The organism is Pseudomonas sp. Sample_9 (assembly GCF_004307535.1).
Taxonomy (GTDB): Bacteria; Pseudomonadota; Gammaproteobacteria; order Pseudomonadales; family Pseudomonadaceae; genus Aquipseudomonas; species Aquipseudomonas mercuritolerans.
Genome location: NZ_RAZO01000421.1, coordinates 1 through 2311 on the forward strand (window position 1 = coordinate 1; position 2311 = coordinate 2311).

The following is a 2311-nucleotide window of genomic DNA, read 5'->3' on the forward strand; positions in this document are numbered from 1 at the left end:
AGGACACCGCCCTTTCACGGCGGTAACAGGGGTTCGAGTCCCCTAGGGGACGCCACGATTACCCGCTCTGCGGGATTTTATAAGGGTCATTCAATTATTGAATGGCCCTTTTGTTTGTCTGGCGTTTGGCCAACTCTCCTTTTTCCTTACACTGTGCTTCAGACCAGCGGTCATATTCATGACTTGCGGAATATTATTATGCGAATAATATTCTAGTCGTAATATTCGGAGGCAACGATGAACGATAAAAAAGCTCAAACCCGCGAACGCATCCTCAAGGCTGCCAGCGCCGCGTTGATTCAGCGCGGCCCGGCAGACCCGAGCGTGGGCGAAGTGATGGGCGCAGCCGGCCTGACGGTTGGCGGTTTCTACGCACACTTCGAAAGCAAGGACGCGATGATGCTCGAAGCGTTCAAGCAACTGCTGGGCCGCCGTCGCGACCTGATTGCCGACATGGACGCCGATCTGACCGGCGAAGAGCGTCGCGCCTTGGTGGCTGCGTTCTACCTGTCGCGCAAACACCGTGATTCCAGCGAAGCCGCATGCCCGATTCCGGCGTCTATTGGCGAGCTGGGCCGTCTGCCAGAGTCGTTCCGCATTGCACTGAACGAGCATCTGGAGCTGATGGTCGCGCAACTGGCGGCCAGCCCTGAAGACACCGACAAGGCTCTGGCCGATGTCGCGTTGATGGTCGGTGGTCTGGCCTTGGCCAGAGCGCTGGGTCCGGGAGAGTTATCCGATCGATTGCTGCGCGCCGCCAAGTCGGCGGTGCGTTGACCTGAAGGCAACAAGCCTGAGGAGAGTGCGATGAACGCGTTGAAGTGGGTTCGTGGCGTTAACGGTACCTTGGGCTGGTTTGCACCGAAACTGGTGGCGAGCAAAATGCGCCTGGCATTCATGACGCCACGGGCGCTGCCGTTGCGGGATTGGGAGCTGCCGCTGTTGGCCAGCTCCGAACGCATCACGTTGCGCTTCGGCCTGTCGGCGCTGCGCTGGGGCCAAGGCCCTACGGTGCTGCTGATGCATGGTTGGGAAGGGCGGCCAACGCAATTCGCCTCGCTGATCAATGCTCTGGTCGATGCCGGCTATACCGTCGTCGCGCTCGACGGTCCGGCTCACGGTCGCTCCCCTGGGCGAGAAGCCAATGTAGTGCTGTTCGCCCGCGCCATGCTCGAAGCGGCTGCCGAATTGCCGCCGCTGCAAGCGGTTATCGGCCATTCCATGGGCGGCGCCAGCGCGATGCTCGCCGTGCAATTGGGTCTGCGCACGGAAACTCTGGTCAGCATCGCCGCACCGTCGCGGATTCTCGGCGTGCTGCGCGGTTTTGCGCGCATGGTCGGCATGCCGCCGCGCGCGCGTTCTGCGTTCATTCGTCAGGTCGAGCAGGACGTCGGCATGCGCGCTGCGACGCTGGACGTGGCCCACTATCAACTGGATATGCCCGGCCTGATCGTGCATGCCGAGGACGACAACTTCGTCTCGGTCAAGGAATCGCAATTGATTCACGAAGCCTGGTTCGACAGCCGCCTGCTGCGTCTGGAAAGCGGCGGCCATCAACGCGTGCTGGCCGACCCTCGAGTGATTGATGGTGTGTTATCACTGCTTGCCGGTCGCAGCCTTCAGGCGCGCCAATCGGCCTGAGCTCCGTTACACTGCCCCGGTTGAATACTTTGACCGGGAGTGGGGCATGGGCTGGGATCGGGCAACGCCGTTTACCATTGATCTGCAAGTAGGCGCCGAAGACATCGACGGGCTCGGGCACGCCAATAACGCCGTTTACGTGACCTGGCTCGAGCGCTGCGCCTGGCGCCATTCGCAGCGCCTCGGCCTGGACCTGGTCGAATACCGGCGACTGGATCGGGCGATGGCCGTTGTCCGCCACGAAATCGATTACCTGGCCGCCGCCTATGAAGGTGATGAACTGCAACTGGCGACCTGGATCGTCGACTGGGATCAGCGCTTGAAAATGACCCGGCACTTCCAGCTCAAACGCCCCAGCGACAACGCCACCCTGCTGCGCGCGCAGACCACGTTTGTGTGCATCGAACTGTCGACCGGCAAGCCGAAGCGTATGCCGGCGGAATTCATCGAAGGCTATGGCCCGGCGATCCAGATTGCAGAGGCGATGTAAATCTCACCCTGTTGGAGCGAGCCTGCTCGCGAAAGCGTCAGGTCAGTCACGCATGCATGAGCTGAAAGACCGTCTTCGCGAGCAGGCTCGCTCCCACAGAGATATGTGTAGTTCTGCGGATTTGGGCGATATCCAGTAAACTGCCGCACGTTTTTCTTCAAGTAGTGTTTCCCCATGCAA

General features: G+C 60.8%; 3 protein-coding genes. All 3 read left to right on the forward strand.

The annotated features are described in order from the left end of the window. Nucleotides 1-237: 237 nt before the first annotated feature. From D6877_RS24150 to D6877_RS24160, 3 genes are read left to right on the forward strand one after another with little or no spacing between them, the layout of a single operon-like run. The gene (locus D6877_RS24150; RefSeq protein ID WP_016773921.1) at nucleotides 238-777 is read left to right on the forward strand and encodes a TetR/AcrR family transcriptional regulator; all 540 of its coding nucleotides are present in this window, start codon (nucleotides 238-240) and stop codon (nucleotides 775-777) included. Between the two features lie 30 nt (nucleotides 778-807). Further along, a complete protein-coding gene (locus D6877_RS24155) occupies nucleotides 808-1641 on the forward strand; it encodes an alpha/beta fold hydrolase (RefSeq protein WP_016773922.1) in 834 nt (277 codons plus the stop codon). Nucleotides 1642-1687: 46 nt separating this feature from the next. After that, on the forward strand, nucleotides 1688-2131 hold the full coding sequence (locus tag D6877_RS24160) for a thioesterase family protein (RefSeq protein ID WP_016773923.1): 444 nt from the start codon (nucleotides 1688-1690) through the stop codon (nucleotides 2129-2131). Nucleotides 2132-2311 lie beyond the last annotated feature (180 nt).